Raw genomic sequence first — 26367 nt, 5'->3', positions numbered from 1 at the left:
TATCTCAATTTAATAAAATTTTATGATTAAAAAGAAAAAAAAGAACCCAATTAAATAATTGGATTCTTTTATTTAAGATAAACTATTGTAACTCCATTCCCACCTTCACCGTATTCACCAAGTCTATGTGCCTTAACATGAATATGATTCCTTAAAAGATTATTTATAGAATTTTTAAGCACTCCTGTACCCTTACCATGTATTATACACACTTCATTAAGTCCAGAAACAAAAGCATCATCTAAATATTTCTCAACCTCACTTATTGCATTTAATTCATCCATTCCTCTTAAATCGAGAGATGTAGATATAGTATTTGTTCTAAGTTTCAAATCCCTCTTACTCTTAATAACTTTACTAAATTTATCTTTTATAGGACTTTCAAGTTCTGCTATATTTACTGTTAATTTCAATACCCCAGCTTGAACCAATACATTACCTTTAGAATCAGGATTTTCAAGAATTATAACATTTTGACCTATTCTTTTTAAAAATGCTGTCATTCCAGACTTGAATTCTATGTTAAATTTAGAACTATTTTTAAAACTCTTCTCTTCATTCATCTTATTTTGTTTATCGATTTTCTTCTTAATTTCTCGTCGTGCTGATTCCAAATCTTTTACACTACTTAAATCAATTCCATTCATTTCGAGAGCATTTATTATTTTAAGTACTTTATCTATTTCTCCTTTTGCATTACTTATAATTTGATATCCCTCATCCTTTGCTGATTCAATAATTCTAAGTTTTTCCTTCTCAATATTCTCAAGACGTTTTTTCAATTTATCATTTAAAATTTTATTTTCTTCTCTTAAAATCTCTATCTCTCTATTATTTTTAATAGCTTCTGTTGTCTTCTCCTCTAATGTTTTTATTATAGATTCAAATTTTATTATATCTTCAGATAAATATTTTTGTGCATTTTCTATTATTGATTGATTCATACCTAAAGAATCTGCAATTATAAATGCATTAGATTTCCCAGGTATACCAACATTTAACCTATACGTTGGCCTAAGAGTTTTAACATCAAATTCAACCGATGCATTTTCAACATTATCTGAGTTTATAGCATAAGTCTTAAGTTGACTATAATGAGTTGTACCCATAAGTTTACATCCAGAATTTATAAAATGTTCCATTATAGAAATCGCTAAAGCTGCTCCTTCTTCAGGATCAGTCCCAGAACCAACTTCGTCCAGCAATACTAAAGTTTTATCTTTAATATTATCTGTCATACTAATTATATTTTTTATGTGAGAAGAAAAAGTTGATAAATTTTGCTCAAGGCTTTGTTCATCCCCTATATCTGCAAAAATCTCATTCAAAAACATTACCCTGCTTCCTTCATATGCAGGTATAAACAATCCACTATGTGCCATCAAATGCATTAATCCTAAAGTCTTTAAGGTTACAGTCTTACCTCCAGTATTAGGACCTGTTATAATTATCGCTTTTCTATCTTTCGTAAAATCAAGATTAAGTGGCACTACATCTTCTCTGTTGATAAGTGGATGCCTTGCAGAAATTAAATATATATCTTCCCCATCATTAACATCAGGTTTTATTCCGTCAATTTCAATAGAATAATTTCCCTTACCAAATATAAATTCAAGAGAATAAATAATTTTTATACTTAGATATATATTATCAATAGAATCTTGAATTTTCATACAAATTAATCTTAAAATTCTCTGTATCTCTTCTTTTTCATTTTCTATCAATTCATTAACTTCATTATTTAAATTAACTAGAACAAGCGGTTCAATAAAATATGTAGATCCCGAAGAACTTTGATTATGTATAATGCCTTGAATTTGAGATTTGTACTCTGATTTGACAGGAATGCAATATCTATCGCCACGCACTGTAAATACATTTTCTTGAAGATATTTTGAATATGTCTTTAGTATTTCAGATAATTTCCTCTTAATTGAGGCAGTCTTACTCTTTAACTCTTTTCTAATTTTAAATAAATTGTCACTAGCAAAATCACTTATCTCTTCTCCATCTTTTATGGCTTTAAAAATATCATCCTCTAAATATTTAAATGTAGAAATATTATCATAATAATAATTCAGATAATTTAAACTTCTTTTTGACAAATAATCCTTAACTTCTCTTATACATTTTAAAGTTGTACCAATCTTATATATTTCTTTAATCGATACACTCCCACCCTTATCAATTTTTTCGAGATATATATAGACATCATCTAATCCTACAAAATCTGGAGAACTAAACTCTTTTATAAATTCAATTGCTTCACTCGTTTCATTTAAATTTTGTATGACTTCATCTATTGTTGAAAATGGTTGCAACTCATTTATAATTTTTTTTGCATTCTGAGTTCTAACATATTTAAAAATTTTCTCTTTCACTTTATCAAACTCGAGCAATTTTAAAACTCTAGAATTCATTTGATTACCTCCCCTATTACTCAACAGGCTTATAATAGTTCCCACTAAATGCATTTTTAGCTGAACGTTTTTCAAACAAATTATTTAATATTTTCTGAACATCTTCACAACTTTCATCAATAAAATCTAACCTAAAAACATTTATATTTTTATTTTTAATCTCATTAATCTGACTTATTAAATCAATAGGTTTCTCTTTATATGTATGAATTTTACAATTAATTTCCGTTGTTAAAAGTAGCTTATTATTAACCCTGTCTTTTAAATAAAAATTGTCCCTAGTACAAGGTCGTGAACACTTATTATTTAAAGACCTTTTCCCTACAAATGTTCCTATTGGACAATATTCACTAACCATTATGTCCGTCTTCCCGTAAACAAACATACAAAGTTTTTTATCGCTTATCGTAGATAAATCAAATATTTCTTTCCTAGACAGTTCCACACTTATTGTAAAAATATCTATTTCTTTATAAAATCTAGTTGAAACTTCATTGAATACATTTAGTTTAACATCTCCTATTATTTCATAGTCTGAACCTCTAAAATGTCTAAGTATACCTGCATTACTTGTTAAAATTCCTTTTATACTATCTTTAAATTTTTCAAATACTCTAAATATTTTTTCCATTTCACTATCTTTTATTATTGTTGGAAATTTCACATATAAATTTAAATCACCCTTCGATAAAATACTTTCAAAGTCTAATTTTCTTCTATATATAAAAGGAGATATTATAATATTTCTATATCCATTTTCATAAACAACATTAAACTGTTCTTGAGTTGAAACATAAATAATATAACTTTCATCATCATTTTGAATATCTTTTTTATCAGCTAAAAAATTTTCATCAAAACTAAATTCAAAATTATTGTGATAACTATTAACCACCTTATCTCTTAACTTAGTTAGAGACTCTCTTCTTAATTCATTTATCTTTGAAATATTTATATATCCCTCCTGGTAATTCAAACTAACCTCACCTATAGAAAAGCTTCCAATACTTCCTTTCTTTAACTGAGTTATAATCCTATCTCTGTCTAAAGGAGTATTTATGGCTTCATCAACAACCCCACCAAATACTTTCACCCTATAACCCTTATATTTAAGTTCTAAAGTCATAGGTTTATTAACTTCAAATACAAAATTAGCATTAACATAATTTTTATTTACATATTCTTTTTTAAAACTCTCCCTCAATTCTCTCTCAAATTTTTGATCATTAGTCTTAAAAATTTTATCTCCTTTTGAAAATCTCGTTGGAAATAATTTAACCTTCATGCCAGACTTTCCTACAGATACCTTTTCATTATTATAAAGTATCTTTGTTAAAATACATCCATCATATAACGAAGAAATTCCATCTCCAAGTGACACATCATTCTTCAAAATAATATATCCATCATTTAACATCTCTCCTAAATATGTGCCTTGATTTTTAGGGTTATTTACAGATAAAAACTTCTCACCTTCATAACCAAGCATATATCCATTTGTAAATCCCTCTCTATTAAATACTTTTAATAAATCATCTTCCTTTTTCTTTATATATAAATCTGTAACTTCCTTATTTTTTTCAATCTCCCTTATTACTTCCTTATAAGAACGAACCGTATTCACAACATACTCTCCACGTTTCATTCTTCCCTCAATCTTTAATGATTTAATCTTCGTTTCCTTTAAAAGTTTTGGCAAAATATTTATAGTCATCAAATCTTTTGTACTCATGAGAAAACCTGTTTTATGAAATTTACTATTATCATCTATCAAAGAATATTCCATACGACAGGGCTGAGCACACCTTCCCCTATTCCCACTTCTATCTGATATAAGTCCACTCATAGTACATTGACCCGAATAACTAACACAAATTGCTCCATGAATAAATCCCTCAGTTTCAACTTCCTCAGAAATAGTTCTTATATCCTCAATAGATAATTCCCTCGCAACCACAATACGAGTTATTCCGTTATCTTTAAAATACTTTGCACCAAATAAATTATGTATACTTAATTGAGTTGACGCATGAACCTCAAGTTCCTTAAATTTTGTAAACATATATATAAGCCCAGGATCTTGAACTATTAAAGCATCCACACCCATGTTATACAACTTCAACCCATATTCAAAAGCTTCTTTAAGCTCCTCTTGCTTTATAAGAGTATTGAAAGCAACATAAACTTTGACCTCATATTCATGAGCATAATCAATCATATATTGAAATTCTTCATCTGAAAATTTCTCACAATTCGCCCTTGCAGAAAATTTTTCACCCCCCAAATATATAGCATCCGCACCTTCATTAATTGCACCGATAAAAGACTCATAACTTCCAACTGGAGCTAATAGCTCAACTGACATAAAATTCTTCCTCCAAATATATAAAATTAACCACTATAAAAATAGTGGTTAATTTCCAAACATTTATAAAATATTTTAAAATATTTATGCATGGTTTACAACATAAAAAATTTCTAATAAAATTAATTCTTAGCTGTATCAAAAAACCTATTAGAAATTAATTCACTTAAATCGCTATCAGATATCTCAATGATTTCAGCTTTTCCATCAGCATTAATAAACACTATTGATACTACTCCACTCGTCTCATCTAAAATAACTTGGGTTCCATTACTGTAAACCAAACCTTCCAAATCATCAAAATTATTGATCTTTGAAATATAGCAATCTATTAAATTATAAGAATGCTCATTACGTTTTTTCTTTAACATACTTTTACCTATGTGTAATGAAATTATTGCCACTCCGCCTAGCAGGAGGGCATACTTTAAAAATTTTTTATTCAATTTATGTTCACATAAACTATTCATCGTATAAACCTCCCAATAAAAATTTATCAATCAACTTTTAAATCGTAAGTTTTTAAAAATTTATTAGGAGTAAAATTATTTTCTAGGTGGTGATAATATGAATTTATTTAAGGAAATGTTTGGAGACTTTTTTAATTCTCTGTCTGAAAAGGAAAAATTTATATTCAATTTTATTTCATGCAACATATCACACGTCTCACAAATGAATATAAAAGAACTCAGTTTATCTTTAAACTTAAGCGAATATTCAATAAATAAATTTTGCAGTAAATTAAACTTGGATAGCTACGAAAATTTAATTTCTATACTAAATGAATGTTCTAAAGCAGAACTATCAAATAAAAATAATATGTACAACATATCAAAAGATTTGTTAAACAATTTCATTCAAAATCTCAACGAAACCCATATAAATCTAATATCCGATTTCCTCTTCAAATACAAAGAAGTGTCACTCCTATTTTCAGAATCATATAAAATAATAGCACAGTATTTTGAGGATAAACTAAAATGCCTAAATATTAAAACAAGCATAACATCATCCTTAAAAATAAACTCAAAAAATAAAGATGCACCATTAATCATTTACATAGTTGATTCTATTAGAGATATTGCTCTAAGAAATTCATTAGAGAGATTATCAAACAAAACAATTATCGTTTTATCAAATACAATGATAAAAAATATAAATAACTCAGCTTCGTTATTTGTATTTTTACCAGAAAACAAACTAATGAAAACATACAATTTAAATTGCAGTGGTAATTTTTTCATCTTCATTGATCTTATAATTTCAAAACTAATCGAACTAGTCAATATTAAAAATTAAATATGCCTCTACATACTTTTTTAAAATATAAATACAATATTTAATATACTACTTTAAAATATGGAGACTAATTATGCAAAATAATCAAAATTATAAATTCAAAATTATTCGTAACAATAATCATGAAAAAAATACCTATAACCTCAAAAATGAAGAAATCGAAAATATAATTATGTCTGCTGCCAAATTAAATAATACCTCAGAAGTAAAGATATATTTTAAAAACATACCAGCTAATGAGTACACCCTAGGGTATAAAAAATTTTGTGGAATTAAGATCAATGATTTAGTATTCTACAATCCTTCTTTATTTGATCTTTATCCAAACATAATAGATTTTTTATACATTAATCATAAAGACGTCTTCAATGAAAATATATCATCACCTAAATTAAACAATAAATATTTTTCATTTGATAAAAAATATTTTCTAAAATCAAAGCGAATAATTGATAGTAATTTATATTTGAATTTGAATATATCATTTGATGAAATAATTAAAAATTTGGATATGATTACAGAATTGATATATAAAGAAAAGGTTTTAAAAATTTTGATAATGAGTTCAGCAAAAAATTAAAACTATACTTCAGTTAAGAAGTATAGTTTTTTTAAATCTTACTCAGAATTTTATTAGGATTAGTTATATCCTCCCCCAAAATAAAGTAATTTATACCAATTTTAACTAAATCCTTGCAACTATTTATATCTAAAGATTTAATTCTTAATATAACAGATATATTTATATCAAAATAAATTTCGGCTATAAAATCTTTATCAAAATTATTTTCAGATACATCAATCAAAATACCATCCAAATATAATTTACACGCCAATATAGCCTGTTTCTTATTAAAAATCTTACCGATTATTTTTCCCTTAAATTTATCTCTAATTCCATTTAAAAATTCATTTAATTGTTCATAAATACCATCAAAGTTAACTATATCTATAATTAAAAATTCAGGATCTATATTTATTATTCCATTAAATTGTCTATCAACTTCAAAAAATACTGGTAAACTCGTTGACTCTTTTAATATTTTAAAATTTGTAAAATTATTAGTTAAAAATGCTGTAGCCCCACCCTTTTCAGAAAACTCTATTACGTATTTCGTAAAAATCGGATCATTTAAATACTTATTTTTGTAATTATCAATATCTATAATTATATTTCGCTCAGTTTTATTTAAATTCATCTCAATTCTCCTTAATTTTATCCTAATAAATATGAGTTAACATAAATCAATTACATTATAACATAAATAAAAAGGCATCATGAATCAAATCATGATGCCTTATAATCATCTTCAAACTTCTTTACCTCGTCAATTGTTATATCCCCATTTTTCAATAAATTCTTAAGAACAACTGAATATCGCTTTCCCATTGATTTATTTTTAGTTTTTAAATCATACATGCTAGGAGATTGTGGTATACCAGCAAGTAATGAAGATTGATATCTTGTTAAATCCTTTGGAGATACCCCAAAGTATCCATAACTTGCAGAATTTATTCCGTAATATCCGTGTCCAAAATATATCTGATTTAAATACATTTCCAAAATTTTATCTTTAGAGTACTCTCTTTCAATTTTAAACGCAGTAAACATTTCAGCAATTTTCCTCGTAATATTCTTATCATTCGAAAAATACATATTCTTCGCTAATTGTTGAGTTATCGTACTCCCACCATATTTATAATATCCAACAGATAAATTACTGATCATCGAACTTACTATTGCGGTTATATCAATACCACTATGTGTATAAAACCTCTTATCTTCAACAGTTACAATAAACTTTTTCATACTATCTGAAATATTATCTATAGTTACATAATTTGAGTTTGAAGTAATCTCACTCACTTTAACACTTAAAGGCGTCTTGTCCAATGCATCCTTATAAAATAAAAAACCTCTCGCTAGAACTAAAATAATAACAAATAATGATACCACTATGAATGATTTAATTATCCTAAATAAACATCCCATATAAATCCCTTCTCTAATTAAAGTACATTAATTTTTTACAGTAACATCTTTAATCCATTTATTACCAATCATTCTTACGCTACACCAAATGGCCTTTATTATTTCATCAAATTTCAAGCAAATATATATAAAAGCTGGTGAAAATTTAAACACAAATGCTGCTAACATACCAAGTGGTATTGATAATAGCCATAAAAACAAAACATCAGCAAATACCAAAAATTTTGTATCTCCTCCTCCACGCAAAATACCTTTCGTTAATACAGAAGATGGAACTTGGAAAATTATAATAAATATTGCCCCATTCATTAATTCATGAGCTATGTCCTTTGTTACTTGTTCAACATTATAAAAATCTATAATGAAATGTTTCATTATAATAATTAATAAAGATGCTATTATTCCAACTATTATAGAAATTAATAAGAACGTCCTAGATTGCTCCTTCGCAAGCGAAAATTTCCCTTCTCCAATTGTATTTCCTATTATAACAAGTCCTGAACTTGATATTCCATTTATAAATACCGTCGAAAGTTGAATTACTATACTACAAATACTATTTGCTGCAATCATTTCAGGTCCAAGCCTTCCTAATATCATTGTAAGACTTGTAAGTCCTGCAACTAATAGTGCATCGCTTATAAGAACATTAATACCACTCCTAAGATATTTTACAAATATCAATTTGTCAAAACTAATTAAATCCTTAAATCTGAATTGTATTTTTTTATCTACAAAAAATAAATATCCCATTATTATACAGAATTCAACAATCCTTGAAATTACTGTACCAACCGCTGCTCCCGTTAAACCCATCTGTGGCATTCCAAATTTACCAAATATAAAAATATAATTGAAAAACACATTAAGTACAAATGCTACGCTATTTCCCAAAACAGAAATTTTAATTTGAGATGTAGTTCTGAGTATTATTGATGTTATAGTTAATACAGCAAAAATCGGATAAATAAGAGATGCCAATTTTAAATAAGAAACTCCAGCCTGTATAACCGCTGAATCATTTATATAAAATCCGAGTAATTTATCTGGCATAGTTAAAGCAAGTATCATGGCTATAATTCCAACCACTAAACTTAACTTAATCGTTATCGATAATGTTTTTGAAATTGAACTAATATCTTTTTTACCCCAAAACTGAGAAGTTAAAACTGCTCCTCCTCCACCTATACCAAAACATAAAACACTCAATACAAAAAAAATCTGTCCTGATAATGATGCTGCCGACAAAGCTATCTCACCAAGACTTCCAACCATTATTGTATCCATCATATTAGTTGCAAAAGTTATAAGACTTTGTAATGTTATAGGCACAGCTATAGTTAATATTTTCCTATAGAAATTCTTATCCTTTACAAAAAACAAAATTAATAACCTCCAATAAATTGTTTAAAAATATGCCTTACGATATTTTACCACAAAATAAACGCTTATTTTTAATTTTATTTTTGAACACCATAACCCAAATATGTTAAAATAATTATAAGTAGAATTTCTAATAAAAATTAGGGTGATAAAATGGATTTATCAATTGAGCAAAAAGCATTAAAACGTGGAAATATATTAAACTTATTAATGGCTATTATAGGAATTATATTATTTATATTTTCCAAATCAAAAGCAGTATTAATAGACGGATTGTTCTCATTCATACAATTTATTTCAGTCATAATAGCAATAAAAATTTCTAAAGACATCGAAACCTCGAGTAGGAAAAAATATCCTTTGGGTCAATATAGCAAAGAGACTCTTTATGTTTTATTCAAATCAATTCTTATAATAATATTGCTTGTCTCATCTATTTTCTCAAGTATGATGACTATTTCCACATTTATTTCTGATCCAAATCTAATTCCCAAAGTAGATTTAAATTTGATCATTACTAATGGAGCATTAATGACTCTCCTTTGTTTTGCTTTATATTTAATCTATAAGCACTACAACAAAAAAAATGAAAATTGTTCAGAAGTCTTAAAATCTGAAGCAATCGGTGCAAGCATTGATGCAATACTCAGCCTTGGCGCATCTATTGCATTTATTTTATTTAATGTAATTCCATTTCTTAAACCTCTATTCCCAATCTCGGATGCAATTATTGTCATCATTCTAACTATTTTTTTCGCATATCAACCAATACAACTCTTAAAAAATCAAATAAATATCTTAACTTATAAAAGAATTCACTATAAATCTGAACAAGAACTTATGTTATTAATTGAACATAATTATCCAGAAATTAGAATTTATGATATATTTATATCAAAACTTGGTAAATTCACCGAAATATACATCACATTAAGTTTAAACGGCAGATTTTCCATAGATGAATTAGATGAAATTCGGCAAGAATTAAAAAAGATAGTCAATTCAAGGATAACAAATACTCAAATTTTTATCACATTTTCAAATGCTTTAAAAAAATTTTAGGAGTATGATAATTTATCATACTCCTAAAATTTAATTAAGCTTGATTAGTATATGGGGTAAAATATCCACGTGGATGACTACAAACAGGACAGTATTCTGGGGCCTCCTCAGATTCATGCACATGACCACAATTTGTACAAAACCATTTTATCTTAGTATTTTTCTTAAACATCATACCACTAGATAAATCATTATATAATTTTATAAATCTATCTGCATGTAATTTTTCAATTTCACTAATTTCTTTAAACTTATAGCTTATATCCATAAAACCTTCTTTAGCTGCTACATCAGCAAATTCTTTATATATACTATCATGTTCCTCTAATTCTCTCTCATGTGAAGCTTTCAAAAAATCTAAAGTTTTATCATACAAATCAACTGGATACTTAGCTCCTTGTAAGGTTATATGTTGACCATTAAATTCTCTCAAAAATTTATAAAATACATTGGAATGTGCTATCTCTTGTGTAGAAATAATTTTAATTTCCTTCTCAATAACATGAAATCCTTCCCTTTTCGCTAAATTGGCTCCAAAATCATAACGCATATGAGCTTGGCACTCACCCGCAAACGCTCTCATTAAATTCTCTTTAGTTTGACTGTTAGCTAAATTCATCTCAAATACCTCCTATTATCCTTAGTATTTAATAAAATACTTTAAAGTATTGATAATATTAAGATATTTTCCCCTTCAATTTATTTTGTAATTCAAAATTTTCATCTTTAATTTTTCTCACTGTATCTTTAAGGAGCTCTATTTCTTTCTCTAGCTCTTCAATCTCATTGTTATTAGAAAATAAATCTTTATTTCCATCTTTTAAAACAATATTATAGGCTTCTATTTCTTCTTCAAGATTTTCATTCTTTAATTTAATTTCACAATTCTCATTTTCAATATGTATTATTCTTTCTTTAAGTTCATTATTTTCATCAATAAGAGATTGTATTTTAAAATTACAATTTTCAATGCTATTATTTAAATTTTCCTTATCATTTTCTAGTTTATGTAACTGATCACAATAATTTATTGCTAATAAAATTGATGAGGAGTGCAACGTAAGATTCGTATTTAATGCCATCATCTCTTTTATTTTATCATCCACCTCTTTAGCTATGCTATTTAAATACTCCTTTGATTCCTCACCCTTCAACTTATATTCAACGCCATTTACATTAATTGTCACAATATTCATGATCCACCTCCTACGTTTATTACCAATAATTTATATCTTACTTTATAATTGCACCTGAAGTCTATCTACTATTTTTAACTCAAATTATCATTATTAACTTTACAAAATTAATTATTTCCAAATTTGCCAAAAAATTAACCATCAATTAATATTGATGGTTAATATATTACCATAAGATTCCCATTTTGTTGCACAAATCTTTAAATTCCTGTTCATGTAACATTCTCTCTACTATAGCCTTCTGTGCTTCATAACTATCATTATTTGCTTGAGGTAAATATGTGTTTCTATATTCACCTATCCAATAATTAAGTCCTCCCTCATCATACTCTCTATTAACCACTATCTGATATAAAACCTTTATGAGATCATCATCAGAAAGATTTCTATCAGAGAACTCACGTTCTGAAAACATCAAATTATATAAAACAAATTTACCTGTAATTTCACCTTTTTCAAGAAGTTTCCCTAACCAATAGCTATATCCTTCTTCATCTGGATAACGTTCAAACGCAAACTTATAAATATTTGTTATGAATTCTTCCAAAAGAGTTTCTGGATCTATTTTCACATTTTTAACAACAAAATTAACTTCTTCATCATCTGCTGTAAAGAACGTTATAATTATATTTTTATATTCCTTATTTGGAACTAAATTTAAAACTATAAACTTATTTCTATCTTCATCTATTTCAAGATCTAATCCTTCAGGATCAATATAAAATCCTTTTTCATAATCAAATTCTTCATCTCCAACAATATTTAGTTCTATTTTTCTTCCACTCGATTTACCATTAAACTTAAGTTCTATTCCATCTATTACTTCTTGACTACCTTCCGTACTAAACTCAATTTCTATAGGATTATATCTCATATCAGCAGTAATTAAAGAAAATTTCATCTTATAGTTCCCTTTTTCTAATTTCTTAAAGAATATTTGATTCAACTCAGTCAAATCCCCATCTTCTTCATGAGTGTATCTAAAATTTGGCTCTGTTTTATATCCTGACTTATTTGCGTGTTTCAAATAAATATCGAGTTTATCCTCAGGTTCAAATTCTATTCCAGGAGGATAACTCCATTCAACTAATACACCCTCATCTTGCACTTCAACACTAAGTTCAATTGCTGTATATGATATTTCCATAGCTGCTTCATAATCTTCAATTAAATATGATACATAAATATCAATATCTGCTATACTCTCTTCTGTCTCAAAAGACACAGATCTTATATTATTTAAGTCTTCAGTAAACTCCGCCACAGGATTCGAAAAATCATAATCATCTTCATTCTTATTTTTTATAAATATAGCTAAATTATCATAATCATCTAAAAAATCCAATTCCTCTGTACTTAACTCCCATGTGAGAGACATTCCATCACTGCTTACATCTGCTATCTCCAAATTTTCTATTTCAAAAGTCGTTGTTGTAAATTCTTTAATAATCGGTTCAATATCTGCCTCCAATAAATTCAATTTAACTTTAACTTCATAATCTGTATCAGGTATTAGTGAATATAACTCAACCAAATTTGTATCATATAAGCTCATTTCTTCTGATTGAATAAGTTCAAGATCAGGTTCACTCAAGAAATCTTCTTCATCTTTATACTTAATAAATATTTGAATACTTTCACCATTTACAAGAGTATAGTTATCTGGATATTTCCATTCAACTTGTGTTGTCATCGGATTAATTTCTATAACATCAATACTAAAATCATCAACTTTGCTTACAAAGTCGGTCTCATATTCAAATTCACTACCTCCGATATTTACCACAGCTTTTACAGTATACTCTGCATTCAACTCATCGAAATATGCTGATACAAATCTTTCTTCGTTGAATATATCTCCTCGCATTTCACCATTTGGTGTATCTTGATAATGTGGTTGATCCTTTTTCTTTATAAAAATTTTACAACTATCCTTATCACTTAAAATAATTTCTTCTGGATTCATCTTGATACCAACTTTTACAACATAATCCAATACATCACCTATAGATACTTCAGCTATACCTTTTACGGTATCTGTTTTGAAACTAAGTTCTACCTCTTCTTTATTTCCTGACCCACCATCTGGCCAAAATACAACTTTAGCATTATACTCTTTATCTGGAGATAATCCAAGTATATCAAGCATAGTTACCTCATTTAAATCAAAATCGCCCTCTTCATTACCATGTTTCCCAGTAAAATTAGGATTAACTCCATAATTTGCTCCTTCTTTTTCCTTTATAAATATATCTAAAATATCGCCTTCCACTATTTCATAGGCCTCTGGATACTCAAGCATAATTTTAACACCTGTTGGCTGTACATCAATTACACTTGAATTCAGTTTTTTAGGCTCTGTTTTTCCTACTAAATCTTTATATACTACCTTTTGAATTCTATCTTTATTAAATGTATAACGTACTCTAAATAAATAATCCTTATTCACATCAAGTCCCTGAACTATGTAGGATTTAAATCTGCTCAATTCAGTTCCAGTTTGCATATTAACAGAACTAATACCTGTAAATTGATCATCTTCACTTGTCGTCCTAGCATTACTTTGAAAATCTAATTCATTCAATCGTTTATATAAAATTTCAACTTTATCACTTGTATTAAATTCTTGATTATTATTATAAAAATCCCAATCAAGTTTAAATGTACTAGAGTCCATAGACTCACCATCTAAACTTAAAATTTGAAAATCAGAAGTAGCCTTAAACCTGAATGATTCTTCCATAGGATAAAAATAATCTGAAGTTAACCTAAGTTTAACTTCATACATATTATCCTTAGTTAAATCAAATTCTTTTTCTCTAAACTCTTCAATCATAACAGTATTTCCATGATCAAAATTCTGAACCTTTGATTCAGATTTTACGTCATTTTCATTACTAAGATTTTTTAAACTTATTTCGACCTTATCACCTCTTAAAATCTCATTTGGATAAGTCCAAGAAAGTTTAATTTTAGTATCATTTATTTCGTCTATCTTGAGTTTTATATAACCAATATCTAATTTAATAGCTGAATAAGCACTAACTTCTTTTTCTCCTAAGGTATAGGTCAATTTTACATCGTAATCCACATTGTATTTAGGTACCATAGATCCATTAAATGATCTTTTCCCTGCAATATCTCCTCCCATAGAATTAATTCTAATATAATTTTGTGATGGTTCTCCTCTTTCTTTTACAAAAAGTGCCACACTATCATTTGTAGTATAAGGATAACTATCATCTTTTATATCCCATGTTGCTATTATGAAATTACTTATATCATTCGTAACATTAAATTTTTCTATAACAAAATTCTCTGTTTTAAATTCAGTCTCAACAACTTGAGTTATCTCTTCTTTCACTCCTGCAACTGACTTTTCACCAATTTTAAATACTAATTTAGCTTTATATTTGGTATCGATACCTAAATTCTTAATCACATGTTTAACTACATCATTAAGAGCTTTCTCAGATTTATTATAAGTTTTTTCAAGCTTAAATTCTAAATCACTGTGTTTTTTTGTATAAATCCTAACCTCTTCAAAATTACTATCTACATCTACATCCTTTGGATACTTCCAGTTAATATTAGCTGTACACTGAGTAATAGTACTCATATATACTTCAACATCTTGCATATTCACAGTAAAATTTAATACTTTACTCGTATGCCTAACTCCACCTATTGTATATACAATTTTGACACTATAAGATTCATAATAATTTGGTACATCAAATTTAATCCGTTTCATTCTATTTAAATCTTTATCAATAGTTGCCGTCGGTGTTTTGGGAAATGCATTATGAGAAAGTGGTTTAAGAAAAACCTCAACTTTATCACCTTCATAAAATTCTATATCACCAAGATTTATATCCCACTTAAAAGTTATAGATTTACTATTTACGGTTCCATCTTCAGAAATACCCTCAATTTCTTCATTTAAAATTTTAAAAGTACTCGTTACAAATTCAACTTCATCCACATAAGTCATGCCTTCATTTGTTGCAAGTTCAAGCTTTGCCGTATAGTTTACATTCGGGCTCATATTCTTAATCGTGTATGTAGTAACGTCATTGAAATCTACTCCTTGAAAACCATGCACTATTTTTGCATCGGGAACAGCAGGATATCCAGATCCATCTTTTTTGAAATATATACTTAATGCATCTCCATCAGTTATTAGGTAATTATCAGGATATTCCCAGTCAAGCTTTGCTGTTGTACCTGTTATCTCCGATAAATCAAGTTTCATTGTAGAATACTGGAAAGTAGTTTTATATACTTCTCCCTTAGAATTAGATACCTCTGCTATATAATTTTCTCCTTCAATCAAATTTCCATTTAACGCAAATTTAGTTTTTCCTATCCCAAAATTTGAAAAATCATTTCCCGTACTAGTACCATTCATATTAAGTATTCTTAACTTATTTTGACCTTTATCAGTGCTCAAAATTTTTTCATATTTATTATCGATAGTAATTTCAATACTATCCCTCTCATCTGAAAAAGTACCTATAACAACTGGATTAAACAATATAGATAAATCTGTAGATTTAAAATGAAGCAAAGAACTTATTTGATTATAAGTTACCACATATTTCCCTCCAAATACCATTGGGACATCTTTAAAGTCAAATGTCTTCGAACTATTTGAAGTAGATATATGCTCCTTACCGTCATCATCTATAAAGCTCATCTTATCGCCAATAACAATTTTTTGATTCTTTATTTCAAGAGTAAAACTATACTTATCTCCATTTTCATTTGGTTTTACATTTTTTATATTAATATCTAAATCTTTTATTTCAGCAACATCTGCATAAAATCCAAATGGTATATGTGCATATGCCCACTCTGGATACTGACTACTAGATTCAACTTTAAAATTATAACTATTAAACCCTTGCTTCATATCAGTAAATGGTATCTTAAAATTAGCTCCTCTAACATCATGAGTCGGCTCAAGGAATTGTTTTCTATACTCAGGATCTGTAACATCAAATCTGAATTCTCCACCTATTTGATTTTCTAATTTATTATCATAAAGAGTTATATAATGTGCCCTAGGAAGTCCATCCCATGAATGTGGAATAGTATTGTTATCGTCAGTATGATCTAATTTTATTTTATTAATCTTATATCCTGTTGCTTCTTTTTCAGCTGAATGCTTTAAATTTCTCCACATCATAATTCCCTTATCAGACCTAAATGTAAACTGAAATAAATATTCAGCAAGTACAAGTCCAGTACTCTTATCAATAACATAAACCCTCAAATCACTTGGTATTGATGTAGTATAATATTCTTCTGGAACTTTAATTTCTATTACATGTGGTATTTCAGCTGTTACCTCAACTGGAACAAAACCTTTTTTTGGATTATTTAAAATAGCCTTAACCACAACATTAATCCTATCCTCAAATTTTTTAAAAATTCCAAGATCTATTGTATGAAAGTAAAAATTTCTGCTTTCAGGATAATATCTAAAATCCATAGCTACAGGTTTAATATTTTCAACTATCGTAGGATTCCCCTTTACTGGACAAGAAATCATTTTATCCCAAATAATACCATCTGCATGGAGTCTAACTATATAATCTTTGTTTGGTCTAAATAAAGAAGCTGCTCTAGAAATAGTATACTTATATCCATTATTTACAACATCATTTTTATTAATATTCATAGGATCTATCTCTGCTCTTGTTAAATCAGAATTTAAAATCTCAAGCTTAAGATTATTTGAATTATCTATTAATTCCCTGCACTCAGAAAAATCAAATATAACATCTTGAGTAACCATTCTACTAGAATCAAACTTCGAAAAAGATAGCTTAGGATTATAAGCTATATTTTTATCTATATACTTAAAAGAATTTATAAATGTTATTGTTTCCTGCGTGTCAGTATCATAAATCTTACTTTCAATTTCATAAATATGACCATTTATCATTTCATCCTTTGATAACCATCTAACTCCATCAGAAGATTCCTCTTTTAAATCTTTCTTCTGCTGTTCAGGATTTGTATTCTTTACACTAAACGATTCAACACTCATTGAAGATGATAATCTTTGACTTAAATCAAATACAATCCCCCCTTCCTCAGGGCTTATCACATAACCTGGTGCAACCATTTCAAGTTGGGTATAATAAGCTTCGGCTTTCTTAAAAAAGCCGAACTTAATTCCCATTTCCCCAAATGGTATCAATTCAAACAAAAATATAAGAGTCATAAGATTAATAATGAATCTCTTCATACATATTTTCATTCCTCTCCTCCATAAATACAAAATTACCAAGCTATTCCCATTTCATCACATAATCTTCCGAACTCAGGTTCATAAGCCATCCTTAAAACTAAAGTTTTCTTCGCTTCATATTTATCACCGCCGAACTCATTTAAATATTCACCATACATATAAATCCAATAATTTAATCCTTCAGTATCATACTGTCTGTTAACTACAATTTGATATAAAGCTTTAATCAAATCTTCATCACTCAGATTTCTATCTGCAAACTCTCTTTCTGCAAACATTAAATTAATAAGAAAATACTTCCCTGACAAATTTCCCTCTACTTCAAGTTGATCTTTCCAATAATTGTATCCGTTTTCATCAGGTTCCCTATCAAAAGCAAAATAATAAGAGTTAAATAGAAAATCTTCTAACAAATTATATGGTTCTAATTGAAATTCACCTATATCAAACCTAACTTCATTTCCACTCATATCAGATGTTAAAACAAATACATTAGAGTAAACTTTTTTAGGTACAATTCTATCTATTACTATTACATACGTTCCATCTTCTAATTGGTCATAGTAAGAATTACCACCAATGCTATTTAAAACTTCTGATGAAGTATCAATATCATATTCATCTGGAATACTTATATCTACCCAATTTCCTTTCATTTCACTTACAATATCTAAAACTGGATATTCTGATTCTCCCCCGTCTTCATCTCCAACTTCCTCATATTCATAAGTAATCTCTACAGGAAAAACTTGAGTATTTTTATTGTTAATGCTCAAAATAATCGATGTTCCACTAAGTAAACTATCTAATTCTATATTTTCTAATTTATTTAAATTTTCAGAAGATGAATGTTCTATATTTATAAAATCTTCATAATCTCCCTCTAATCCTTCTCTTGCAAGAACTTTTATAAAATCACCTTTTTCAAATACTAAAGATTCAGGATATTTCACCATCAAATTAGATGTATCCCCTTCAAACTCCGCAAGAAACCCTCCTGCAGAAATCGTTTTCTCTATACTTCCAGATAAAAATTTGTATTCAATCTTAATATCATAACTCTCATAAATATCATCTACTTCAAGTCTTATACTATTTCTTTTATCAATACCATTTTCAATTTTATAAATAATATTAGAATCCGAAAAATCATCATCTTCAAGCTTCCTATATATATTTAAAGAATCCACATATTCATCAAAATCAAGTGTATCTGAAGAAAACTCCCAGCCTATATCAAAAAAATTATTAGACAACGCCTTAAGTGAAATATTTAACATATCAATTTCTTTAGTCTTAAAACTAACTTCCTTTTCTTTCTTCCCTACATCCCCAAAATCTAATAAAATTTTTGCATCATATTCTGTATTTGGATACAAATTTGTCATTTTAATACTTTTAAATGTTTTTACATCCTCGCCCTCTTCTTCATTTTGTTCAACATAATAATCTGGCTCTTCATCATAAGTTCCATCCTTTGTTTTTATAAATATTGCAATACTTTCTCCATCTGTAAAATCATAATTAGAAGGATAATTCCATTTTATATAAGTGGATGTTTCATAAACATCTGTAATTTCGGCATCTAAATCATCTATTTTATTATTAAAATCTATTTCTTTCTCAAGAGTTTTACTTCCACTCCTAAATATAAACTTTACTTTATATTGAGTATCAACTGTATCTAAATAAATAATAACTCCATCACTAATATATAAATCTTCTTCCTGTTGGTTTGCTTCTTCTGGATATTCCTCTCCATCTACTTTATAGAAAATATCCACTTTATCATTAACTCCAAACTCAAATCCCTCTTCAAGCTCCCATCTTACATATGCAACTATGTCAGATACATGATCAATCCTCAAATTAGAAATTTTAATATCTTTAGTAGCTGCATTTTTATCTTCTTGTATCACATTTGATATATGATCCTTAGCGGTGAATTTCGCTCTAAAAGTATACTTAGTTCCAGCATCAAGTCCAGATAAATCAAAAGCTCCCATATTTACTAAATTGAGTTCATTATCTTTATGAACAAATGTGACTAATGGATCTTTACTAAAACTATCATCTCCGGATTCAGATTCACTTTCATCACCACTTACTTTGAAAAATATATCAACTTTATCTCCATTTTTAGGCTTATAATAATTCACAAAATTTAAATTTAATTTTATTTCATTAAAAACATCATCTACTAACTCAAATTTAAAAACATCAAACTTATTATCATAAATTTTTTCCATCTCGTTACATTTAAACTGATTTTCTGAATTTCTAGTAGTAGTAGTAACCCCATCTGTAGTTCCATTTTCCTTCATCTTATACGAAAATTTCAATTTATAAACTCCGAAATCTTCAAACTCTATCTCAAATTTGTTATTTGTTTTAAAATCATTAGTTATTGATGTAGTCTTATTCGATGACCTCTTAAATTCAGGATTTTTACTTTTAGAAGATGAATTCTTCTCCTTTGTATAACTAAGCGATTCAACCTTATCATTAAAATCATAATCATAAGGTGCATACTCAACACTTGTCTCAACCTTTTTCTCATTTATCTTCTTAAAAACCACATCAACAATTTGAAGTGAATCCTTTTCCATTGACACTCTATAAAACTTCTCTTGGAACAAAGCCCCATCTTTTGTTACAACGATTTTAAAATCATATTGCTTTTTCTCCTCTTGCGTGGAACTTGAATCATCTTGACCTCCTCCACTACTGTTAACTTGATCTCCTTCATCCTGACTTCCCTCTCTTGATCCCGAAGCTCCATTAACAACAGATGAAATATTTTCAATCTTCAATTTTCGCTCTATTTTGTTCTCAGTTACATCTTCTCCCTCTCTTGATGAAACTTCCATATCATTTAACTCCTCATCGTTAAATGTTATAGACTTATAAGCCTCATCTTTTTCACCATATTTTTTAACAAAAATTTCTATTCTATCATTCTCATTTTTTTCAAACCTAGTTTTATTTTGATCAAAATTAAATTTAAATTCCAAACTTTCATCACTTAACACCTTTACTCCAAAATCAATTTTAGGTAAAGAAACAGTATGAGTTAAATATTTAGAAAGCTGTTTACCCCCAATAGTATAAATTAACTTGATATCATATTTTGTATCATACTTAGGAAACGTAATATTCAACTCTTTTTTTGTCAATAATTCATCTACACTTAAAGTACTGTCTTTTAAAATATCCTCTGAATAGCTATCTTTTGAGCTCTCTTTTATGTAAACTTTCAAATTATCTCCTTCAGAAAATGAAATATCCTCACCATCAAAATTCCAACTAAGCTTTGAGATATTTTCATTTCCATCAGTAAAAACTAAATCCTTTATATCAAATTTTTTCGTTTCAAACTCACATCTATTCTCATCCATAGCTAGCATATCTTTTCCAAATTCATTAAAACTTTCAACAACAAGTTGAACTTTAACATAATATTTTGTTGAAAACTTAAGTTTATTAAATACATATTCTTTATTTTTAATAATCTCTTCCTTACCATCAAATGAAACAATCGGATCTTTACTATAATCAAGATTCCTATCTTCTTTAATGTAGATATTAACTTTACTATTTTCAGTTAACATTTCCTCATTCAGATAATTCAAAGTAAGCTTAGCCGATGAAGATTTTATATCTTGCATTTCAGGAATTGCTCCCCCACTTTTTAAATCACAGTAAAAGAAATCACTATAAATTACATTTCCTTTCAAGCGATACGCTATTTTGAAATCATACATTTCTTCAAACACAGGGAGAGAAAATTCTGCACTCTTAACATCTTTATCTGATGAAAAAATTGGCTTTTTCGAAAAATCATTGTCACTTAATTTCTTTAAAAATATCTCAACCTTATCATTTTCTCCAAAATCTACTGTTTCAGGATTTGTTTTCCAATTAACCTTCAATAGCTTATTTCTAACTACTCCCTCCTCTGCTCCCTCTATTTGAATATCAAATATTTCAAAATCAGATGTTTCAAAACTTTCCTCAACAGAATAATAATCCCCTTGTATTTTGCTTAATTCTAATTTCAACTGATACTTTGTTGAATGTATTAGTGAATTAATTTCAAAACTTGTAATCTCTGATAAATCTGCCTCATCTTTACCATGAATGACAGAAAATATAGGAGTTTCTCCTTGACTTCCATTCTCTTCATTAATCAAAATCAAACTTATGTAATCTCCAAATGTAAATTCAATGTCTTCCGGATATACCCAACTAAATTTAGCTGAATTGAAATTCACATTATCAATCTTTAATTCCAAATCATATGCTCTCGATTGTTTAACTACTTTATTTTTAGAATATGCACTAGAAAATCCCAAGCAATTTACCACAAACAAGAGTAAAAATATTGAATTTAAAATTTTTAAAGCTCCATTATTCAAATTAATTCCTTCCTTTCCTAAATTCTTAAAATAATTGTTAAATCGTAAAACTGTTTGAAATTTTTCCTATTTTTGTGCAATACTAAATCCAAAGTACTTAAAAGGAGAGTTCAATAATGAAATCACGACACTTAATATTAGGGACATTTATTGTAACACTTACTCTTTTCTTAACTTCATGTTCTAATGCTCCTAAAACAAAAAGAACAATAATTGGTGAAATAGAACCAAATTCCCAAATAACACAAGATTTTTCAAAGTTTTCTGGCACTGAATCCTATAAATTCACAATTTCAAAAGAATCTACTCTAAAATCTTCATTAAAACTTAGAACAGGTAAAACATATATAACTGTTGTAGATGAAGATGGTAAAGAATATTTACATATAAGTTCTTCTTCAAAAGAAGAAGTTACTCTTAAACCTAACAGTGAAAAAATATACTACATAGATTTAAAATACGATAATGGTATTGGTACATACTCATTTGAACTTAATAATTAAAATCTTTAATATTTTTTAAAATTAAATAAATTAATATTCATTTTTTATAAAAAAAACTTTTGGCAAATACTTGCCAAAAGTTTTTAAAATAATTTATATTTAAATAACTTTGATAAAAACGTTCCTTTTTGTTCCTCTATATTTTTTAAAGGGCTAATTCCATTTTTTAAATCATTAACAAGATTATAAAACTTTCTATATTTAAATGATTGATTATCAAAAAGTTCTACTTCACCAATCTCAGATATTGTTATTACCATCTTACCATAATAAGATCCATTAACATGCTTAAGTTTTTTATTTAAGTTTCTAAATTTAGAACTAATATCATATGTAAAAAACTTTATATTAGAAATGTATTTTAAATTTCTTGTGTTAACAAAGGATTCATAGCTAATAACTAATTCATCCAATCCTATAATGTATTTTTCATTGCCATTTTTATCTAAAAGAGTTATTCCTTGCTCATATAAACAGATTGTACCTTCTCCAACAAGAAATGGTATATTAAAAATAGCACTAATCATCGAAATCTTAGATCCCAATATATTATGTTCATACAATGTAGTCAACTTGATACCTCCAATTTCAACTATCTTTTAAAATAAAATACTTTATTTATTCTATCACAGAAATTATCTATTTTACTCCCATCATTTGTTATTTTAAATCTTTCAAGTACACATACCATTTTAAAACTAGATATAAATATAACAAACAACATAATAATAACTAAAACTTTAATAAAAGGAACATTTAATATATAAAATAAACTCGTTATCAAAAGAATCCATATTCTCTTTAAATCAAAACACATTTTTAAAGAATTTCTTGCATTATCAATATGCTCCTTAAAATATAAATCGCTACTATCAAAATCCATAGCCTTATCTATACACGCAATAACATTATAAGTATCATTCTTATCTATGTTATAAAGATATCCATCCTTTGATTTATAAGAATAATTAATACCCTTCAAAAAATATATAATTGAAATTATTCTATTGACATTTTTATACTGTTCAGTATCAGACATAAATTCTTTAAAAATACTAATTGCACTATCATACTGATTGTTGTGTAATAAAATATAAGCATGGGATTCAAGTATATATCTGCTTTCACAATCTAATTTTAATGCATACGAAATATATTTATTAGCATTTTCTAAATCCCCTATATCTATATATACATTAGCTAAATAATAATAATATTTAACTTCTGATTCATTTAACAATATAGATCGTTTATAATAGAATACACTTTCTTCTTTATCACCATTTAAGTCATGACATAAAGCTATTAAAAACCATATTAAATCCTTTTTTTGATATATTTCTCCTATTTTATTTCCAAGTTCTATTGCTTTTTCATAATTTCCATCGTAAATTATCTTTCTAAGGTTATATGTTAATTCTTTAAAATCACTTTGAAAATTTAAATCTATAGTTGAATTATCCTCTTTAAACTGCTCAATGCAATTAAAATTATTATTTTTTATATCTTCTAAGTATTGTTTACCTAATTTATGATCATAAAATTCATCTTCTTCAAGAATAGTAATTAATTGTTGTAAATTATATAGCTTGTACTCCAAATCAGGTGCATTTAATCTACTTATTAACCTTATTTGTAATAATCTTAAATTAATTAATTTTCTATCAGTATAATTCTTTAATTTTTTGTTATTCTTTTTCATAAGATCACCTTTTAATTTTAAAATAATCTAATATAAAGGACGGAGTAATGTGAAAATTACAAGTAAAAATATATTATTAAAATTTTGTTGTGTAATACTAATTTCTATAGTCTTAGGTTTTGCTATCCTATTTTCCCTATCAATATCTAAAGATAGTGAAATCACATTTCAAAATTTTATTAATTCATATACCTCAAAAGATATTGAACAAGCCAATAAATATTTATTAAATATCTCTATACCAAATATAAATCATGTGTTTGATAATGTATTAAGTCAATCAGACAATGAGAGTAAAATGGAAATAATTAGCGAAATACAAAATATGATGTTCAACATAGATTACGAAATATTATCCTCAAAAACATTTTTTAACTCATCAACACTTAAAATAAGATTTACATATTACGATATAGCTAAGCACATAATAAACTTTTTTAAAAATGATCCATCTTTTCCAGATGATGAAAATAAATACGAAATTTTTTTAGAATCGTTAAAATCTACAAAATATAAATTTTCCAGCATATTAGATATACAATTATCTAAAAAAAATAATCAGTGGTATATGATAGTTTCAGACAAACTTTTAAATATATTGACATCTGGTATCTATAAAAATTTTATAACATAAAAGGAGAATTCAACTTAAAATTGAATTCTCCTTTCTTATTTTGAATATTTAACTATAACATTAATTATATTTTTAATTGGATTATCAGAATTTATATTCATATTGTTTATATACATCTCTCTATTATCATAAACCTTATTAATTAAATTATTTAATTCATCAAAACTCTTTATATCTTCTTCCTCTATAAATTCACTAAATCCCCTGTCAAAAAAAGACTTTGCATTTAAAATTTGATCTCCTCTACTAGCTCGTCTTGATAATGGAATCAGTATGTTAGGTTTTCTTAACGCAAGTATTTCATATATACTATTTGATCCCGCTCTTGATATTATTAAGCTACTTATTTTAAATAAATGAGGTAATTCAGATTTAATATATTCATTTTGAATATATCCTTCCTTATTATCTAAACTGTTATCTAGATTATTTTTGCCGCAAATGTGAATTATATTAAATTTAACCAAAAGTCTATCCAAATTCTTACGTATTAAATTATTTATAAAAGTAGAACCTTGACTTCCTCCCATTACAAGTATAATAGGCTTATTATTCTTAAATTTACAAATTTCTTTCCCCTTTATTTCACTTCCTAAAAATAGTTCTTTCCGTATTGGAGTACCTGTAAGCTCAATTTTTTTACTTCCAATATATCTCTCCGTTTCTGGAAAAGTCGTACATATAGTTTTTATAAAAGGCATAGCAATTTTATTTGCAAGTCCTGGAGTGATATCTGACTCATGAGAAACAATAGGAATTTTATTTATAAATGCCCCTAATATTACAGGTATAGCAACAAATCCACCTTTTGAAAATACAATATCAGGTTTTTCATCTCTCATTATTTTAACTGCCTCAAAAACACCCTTAACTATTCTAAAGGGATCTTTAAAATTATTCATGTCAAAATAACGTCTGAGCTTACCCGTACTTATACCATAATACTTAATTTTATGTGCCTGTATTAGCTCTTTTTCTATCCCAGTCCTGCTTCCAATATAAACAATATCATATCCAATTTCCTTTAATTTAGGTATTATTGCAATATTTGGAATAACATGGCCTGCCGTCCCACCACCAGTTAATATAATCTTCTTACTCATCTAGAATACCCTCTTTATATTAAAATA

Annotated in this window: 18 protein-coding genes; 5 read left to right on the top strand and 13 right to left on the bottom strand. The window is 27.1% G+C overall.

What is annotated here, in order from left to right:
* Window positions 1-68: 68 nt before the first annotated feature.
* From SFBM_RS02785 to SFBM_RS02775, 3 genes are all read right to left on the bottom strand, one after another.
* Complete coding sequence (locus SFBM_RS02785; protein WP_007440465.1) at window positions 69-2420, bottom strand: endonuclease MutS2; 2352 nt, start codon at window positions 2418-2420, stop codon at window positions 69-71.
* Window positions 2421-2436: 16 nt separating this feature from the next.
* Window positions 2437-4785 carry a U32 family peptidase gene (locus SFBM_RS02780; RefSeq protein ID WP_005806703.1) on the bottom strand — a complete coding sequence of 783 codons (2349 nt, stop codon included), beginning with the start codon at window positions 4783-4785 and terminating at the stop codon, window positions 2437-2439.
* A 122-nt stretch (window positions 4786-4907) separates the two neighbouring features.
* Window positions 4908-5255, bottom strand: coding sequence for a hypothetical protein (locus tag SFBM_RS02775; RefSeq protein WP_005806706.1), 348 nt, complete (start codon window positions 5253-5255; stop codon window positions 4908-4910).
* Window positions 5256-5352: 97 nt separating this feature from the next.
* Between SFBM_RS02775 and SFBM_RS02770 the strand changes: the two genes are divergently transcribed.
* Both SFBM_RS02770 and SFBM_RS02765 read left to right on the top strand, forming a co-directional pair.
* On the top strand, window positions 5353-6084 hold the full coding sequence (locus SFBM_RS02770; RefSeq protein ID WP_007440843.1) for a MurR/RpiR family transcriptional regulator: 732 nt from the start codon (window positions 5353-5355) through the stop codon (window positions 6082-6084).
* Window positions 6085-6157: 73 nt separating this feature from the next.
* Window positions 6158-6664: a hypothetical protein gene (locus tag SFBM_RS02765; protein WP_005806710.1), complete on the top strand. Its 507-nt coding sequence runs from the start codon at window positions 6158-6160 to the stop codon at window positions 6662-6664.
* Between the two features lie 31 nt (window positions 6665-6695).
* On the opposite strand, the gene SFBM_RS02760 is transcribed toward SFBM_RS02765, so the two are convergent.
* The 3 genes from SFBM_RS02760 to SFBM_RS02750 all read right to left on the bottom strand — a co-directional run bounded on the left by SFBM_RS02760 (window position 6696) and on the right by SFBM_RS02750 (window position 9460).
* The gene (locus SFBM_RS02760) at window positions 6696-7283 is read right to left on the bottom strand and encodes a hypothetical protein (RefSeq protein ID WP_005806712.1); all 588 of its coding nucleotides are present in this window, start codon (window positions 7281-7283) and stop codon (window positions 6696-6698) included.
* An 89-nt stretch (window positions 7284-7372) separates the two neighbouring features.
* Window positions 7373-8077 (bottom strand): transglycosylase domain-containing protein, encoded by a 705-nt coding sequence (locus SFBM_RS02755; RefSeq protein WP_005806713.1) that lies wholly within the window; start codon window positions 8075-8077, stop codon window positions 7373-7375.
* Window positions 8078-8104: 27 nt separating this feature from the next.
* Window positions 8105-9460 carry an MATE family efflux transporter gene (locus tag SFBM_RS02750; protein ID WP_005806715.1) on the bottom strand — a complete coding sequence of 452 codons (1356 nt, stop codon included), beginning with the start codon at window positions 9458-9460 and terminating at the stop codon, window positions 8105-8107.
* 153 nt (window positions 9461-9613) lie between these two features.
* Here SFBM_RS02750 and SFBM_RS02745 point away from each other — a divergent pair, with 153 nt between their 5' ends.
* The gene (locus SFBM_RS02745; protein ID WP_005806717.1) at window positions 9614-10522 is read left to right on the top strand and encodes a cation transporter; all 909 of its coding nucleotides are present in this window, start codon (window positions 9614-9616) and stop codon (window positions 10520-10522) included.
* Between the two features lie 34 nt (window positions 10523-10556).
* Here the strand turns inward: SFBM_RS02745 and rbr are convergent, their stop codons facing one another.
* The 4 genes from rbr to SFBM_RS02725 form a co-directional block, all read right to left on the bottom strand.
* Window positions 10557-11141, bottom strand: a complete 585-nt coding sequence (rbr, locus tag SFBM_RS02740) for a rubrerythrin (RefSeq protein ID WP_005806718.1) — start codon at window positions 11139-11141, stop codon at window positions 10557-10559.
* A gap of 58 nt (window positions 11142-11199) precedes the next feature.
* On the bottom strand, window positions 11200-11718 hold the full coding sequence (locus tag SFBM_RS02735; protein ID WP_005806720.1) for a cell division protein ZapA: 519 nt from the start codon (window positions 11716-11718) through the stop codon (window positions 11200-11202).
* 166 nt (window positions 11719-11884) lie between these two features.
* Window positions 11885-17989, bottom strand: coding sequence for a DUF4214 domain-containing protein (locus tag SFBM_RS02730; protein WP_014017878.1), 6105 nt, complete (start codon window positions 17987-17989; stop codon window positions 11885-11887).
* A gap of 23 nt (window positions 17990-18012) precedes the next feature.
* Window positions 18013-22398, bottom strand: coding sequence for a DUF4214 domain-containing protein (locus SFBM_RS02725; RefSeq protein ID WP_014017877.1), 4386 nt, complete (start codon window positions 22396-22398; stop codon window positions 18013-18015).
* Between the two features lie 116 nt (window positions 22399-22514).
* Here SFBM_RS02725 and SFBM_RS02720 point away from each other — a divergent pair, with 116 nt between their 5' ends.
* Window positions 22515-22901, top strand: a complete 387-nt coding sequence (locus SFBM_RS02720; RefSeq protein WP_014017876.1) for a hypothetical protein — start codon at window positions 22515-22517, stop codon at window positions 22899-22901.
* An 83-nt stretch (window positions 22902-22984) separates the two neighbouring features.
* On the opposite strand, the gene SFBM_RS02715 is transcribed toward SFBM_RS02720, so the two are convergent.
* Window positions 22985-23473: a hypothetical protein gene (locus SFBM_RS02715; RefSeq protein WP_007443676.1), complete on the bottom strand. Its 489-nt coding sequence runs from the start codon at window positions 23471-23473 to the stop codon at window positions 22985-22987.
* A gap of 20 nt (window positions 23474-23493) precedes the next feature.
* Window positions 23494-24603 (bottom strand): tetratricopeptide repeat protein, encoded by a 1110-nt coding sequence (locus SFBM_RS02710; RefSeq protein ID WP_005806730.1) that lies wholly within the window; start codon window positions 24601-24603, stop codon window positions 23494-23496.
* Between the two features lie 49 nt (window positions 24604-24652).
* Between SFBM_RS02710 and SFBM_RS02705 the strand changes: the two genes are divergently transcribed.
* The gene (locus tag SFBM_RS02705) at window positions 24653-25237 is read left to right on the top strand and encodes a hypothetical protein (protein WP_007443677.1); all 585 of its coding nucleotides are present in this window, start codon (window positions 24653-24655) and stop codon (window positions 25235-25237) included.
* 35 nt (window positions 25238-25272) lie between these two features.
* Here the strand turns inward: SFBM_RS02705 and SFBM_RS02700 are convergent, their stop codons facing one another.
* Window positions 25273-26340, bottom strand: a complete 1068-nt coding sequence (locus SFBM_RS02700) for an undecaprenyldiphospho-muramoylpentapeptide beta-N-acetylglucosaminyltransferase (protein WP_005806734.1) — start codon at window positions 26338-26340, stop codon at window positions 25273-25275.
* Between the last annotated feature and the right edge of the window lie 27 nt (window positions 26341-26367).

The sequence above is a fragment of the Candidatus Arthromitus sp. SFB-mouse-Japan genome (assembly GCF_000270205.1).
Lineage (GTDB): Bacteria > Bacillota > Clostridia > Clostridiales > Clostridiaceae > Dwaynesavagella.
This window is presented reverse-complemented; position numbering and strand designations above follow the sequence as displayed.